The 3,195-nt window shown below is 76.4% G+C and carries 3 protein-coding genes and 1 pseudogene; all 4 read left to right on the forward strand.

Features of this window, described 5'->3' with window-relative positions; translation table 11 throughout:
• Positions 1-795: glycosyltransferase family 9 protein (locus tag ABZ570_RS33765; RefSeq protein WP_358072224.1), on the forward strand; the 795-nt coding region annotated here is incomplete at its 5' end.
• A complete protein-coding gene (locus ABZ570_RS33770; protein WP_358072226.1) occupies positions 792-1,766 on the forward strand; it encodes a glycosyltransferase in 975 nt (324 codons plus the stop codon). The genes ABZ570_RS33765 and ABZ570_RS33770, both read left to right, overlap by 4 nt.
• Positions 1,751-2,968, forward strand: coding sequence for a glycosyltransferase (locus ABZ570_RS33775; RefSeq protein ID WP_358072228.1), 1,218 nt, complete (start codon positions 1,751-1,753; stop codon positions 2,966-2,968). Before ABZ570_RS33770 ends, ABZ570_RS33775 begins: the two co-directional genes overlap by 16 nt.
• A pseudogene (locus ABZ570_RS33780) lies at positions 2,968-3,195 on the forward strand (hypothetical protein); the annotation flags it as partial. The gene ABZ570_RS33775 and the pseudogene ABZ570_RS33780, both read left to right, overlap by 1 nt.

Here is a 3,195-nt window from a genome sequence, read left to right on the forward strand (position 1 = left end):
TCCTTCCACCAGTCGCCGCTGCCCCTCGCGCTGCTGCTGCGGATGGCCGGGGTGCCCCGGATCAGCGCGATCAGCGACGACTACCCCGGCTCGCTGCTCGACGTCCGGCACCGGGTACCGGTCGGGGTGCCCGAACCCGAGCGGGCGCTCTCCCTCGCCGCCGCGGCCGGCTTCGCCCTCGGCCCCGGCGACGAGCCGGGGCTGCGACTACGGGTCGACCGATTGCCGCCCGCCCCGACCGGGCCGGGGAAACCGGGCTACGTCGTGCTGCACCCGGGCTCCTCCGTGGAGACCCGGGCCTGCCCGCCCGAGCTGGCCACCCGGATCGTCCGGGTGCTCAGCGCCGCCGGCTACCGGGTGGTGGTGACCGGCGGCCCGGACGAACGGGAACTGACCGCCCGGGTCGCCGCGGCCGGCGGCCTCGACCTGGGCGGCTGCACCGGCCTCGGCGAGCTGGCGGCGGTGATCGCCCGGGCCGGCGCGCTGGTGGTCGGCAACACCGGGCCGGCGCACCTGGCCGCCGCGCTCGAGGTGCCGGTGGTCAGCCTCTTTGCCCCCACCGTCCCATTCGGACAGTGGGGGCCGTACCGGGTGCCGGCCGTCCGGCTCGGCGACGCCGGGGCGGCCTGCCGCGACACCCGGGCCACCCGCTGCCCGATCCCTGGCCACCCCTGCCTCTCGGCGGTCGAGCCGGGGCGGGTGCTGGAGGCGCTGCGCCTGCTCGGCGTACCCGCCGACGCGCCGGAGCCCCTGGCCGCGGGGCCGGCCGTGCCCGCCGCCGGGGTGGTGCGATGAACATACTGGTCTGGCACGTGCACGGGTCCTGGACCACGTCGTTCGTGCACGGCAAGCACCGCTACCTGGTGCCGGTCACCCCGGACCGGGGCCCGTACGGCCTCGGCCGGGCACGCACCTACCCGTGGCCGGACAGCGCCGTCGAGGTCACCCCGCAGCAGTTGCGCCGGGCCGAGGTGGACGTGGTGCTGCTCCAGCGCCCCGAGGAGTTCGACCTGGCCTGCGAGTGGCTGGGGCGCCGGGTGGGCCGCGACGTGCCGGCGATCTACGTCGAGCACAACACCCCCAAGGGCGACGTGCCGAACACCCGGCACCCGATGGCCGACCGGGACGACCTGCTCCTCACCCACGTCACCGGATTCAACGAGCTGTTCTGGGACAACGGCGGCACCCGCACCGCGGTCGTCGAGCACGGCGTGGTCGCCCCGGCCGTCGAGTGGACCGGCGAACTGGAGCGGTTCGCCGTCGTCATCAACGAGCCGGTACGCCGCTGGCGGGTCACCGGCACCGACCTGCTGCCCCGCTTCGCCGAGATCGCTCCGCTGGACGTCTACGGCATGGGGGTGGCCGGACTCGCCGACCGGCTCCGGCTGCCGCCGGAGCGGCTGACCAGCCACGACGACGTGCCGCAGCACGCCATGCACGCCGAACTGGCCCGGCGGCGGGCGTACCTGCACCTGTGCCGGTGGACCTCGCTCGGGCTGAGCCTGATCGAGGCGATGACCATCGGCATGCCGGTGGTGGCGCTGGCCGCCACCGAGGCCGTGGAGGCGGTACCGCCGTCCGCCGGTGCCCTCTCCACCCGGGTCGACGTGCTCCTGGACGCGGCCCGCGGCCTCGTCGAGGACCCGGCGGCCGCTCGCCGGGCGGGCGCCGCGGCCCGGGCCGCGGCCCGGGACCGCTACGGCCTGGAGCGTTTCCTCGCCGACTGGGACCGGCTGCTGGAGGAGGAAGTATGCGCATCGCGATGATCTCAGAGCACGCCAGTCCGCTCGCCGTCCTCGGCGGGGAGGACGCCGGCGGCCAGAACACGCATGTCGCGGAGCTCTCCGCCGCGCTCGCGGCCGCCGGCCACGACGTCCGGGTCTACACCCGGCGCGACGCCGTGGACCTGCCCGTGATCGTCCATGCCCCCGACGGCTACGAGGTGGTGCACGTGCCCGCCGGGCCGGCCGAGCCGGTCGCCAAGGACGACCTGCTGCCGTACATGCCCGCGTTCGGGGAGTGGCTGGCCGAGCGGTGGCGGGCCGGCGACTGGCAGCCCGACGTGGTCCACGCGCACTTCTGGATGAGCGGCCTGGCCGCGCTCGCCGCCGGGCGGCGCACGGGGGTGCCGGTGGTGCAGACCTACCACGCGCTCGGCACCGTCAAGCGGCGCCACCAGGGCGCGCAGGACACCAGCCCGCCGGGCCGGATCGGGCACGAGCGGGAGCTGGGCCGTTCGGTCGACCGGGTGGTGGCCCAGTGCCAGGACGAGGTCGCCGAGCTGGTCCGGATGGGCGTGCCCCGGTCCCGGATCACGGTCGTCCCGTCCGGGGTCAATCTGGCCACCTTCGCACCGCTCGGCCCGGTCGCCGACCGGGACGGCACCCGGGCCCGCATCCTCACCGTCGGGCGGCTGGTGGAGCGCAAGGGGTTCCAGGACGTCATCCGGGCCACCGCGCTGGTGCCCGACGCCGAGTGCGTGGTGGTGGGCGGGCCCCCAGCCGGGCTGCTGGAGACCGACACGTACGCGCTGCGGCTGCGGGCGCTCGCCGAGTCCTGCGGGATCGCCGACCGGGTCAAGCTGATCGGCGCGGTGCCCCGCGAGGAGATGGGCCGCTGGTACCGCTCGGCGGACGTGCTGGTCGCCGCGCCCTGGTACGAGCCGTTCGGGCTCACCCCGCTGGAGGCGATGGCGTGCGGCGTACCGGTGATCGGCACCGCAGTGGGCGGTCTGGTCGACACGGTGGTGCCCGGGCGGACCGGCGACCTGGTGCCGGCCCGGGATCCGGAGGCGCTGGGGGCCGCGATCCGCCGCCTCTTCGGCGACCGGATCCGTCGCTTCGCGTACGCCACGGCGGCGCTGGAGCGGGCCCGCACCCGCTACTCCTGGTCGACCACCGCCGACCGGCTCGCCGAGGTGTACGGCGAGGTGACCACCGTGCGCCGGCCGACCCGGGTGGTCGCCTGATGGCGGCGCCGGAGTCCAGCGGCAGCCGGCCGTCGGCGCCGCTCGGCCCGGCCGTCGGCGGGACGGTGCTGGAGGACCACCTGACCCAGCTGGCCGCCGCGCTGTTGCCGTTGCGCCGGTCGGAACAGCTGCTCGCCGGGTGGGGCGGAGAGCTGGCGCACCGACTGGCGGCCGGCGGGCGGCTGCTGGTGGCCGGCAACGGCGGCAGCGCCGCCGAGGCCCAGCAC

It is taken from the genome of Micromonospora sp. NPDC007271, assembly GCF_040634005.1.
In the GTDB taxonomy this organism is placed as follows: Bacteria; Actinomycetota; Actinomycetes; order Mycobacteriales; family Micromonosporaceae; genus Micromonospora.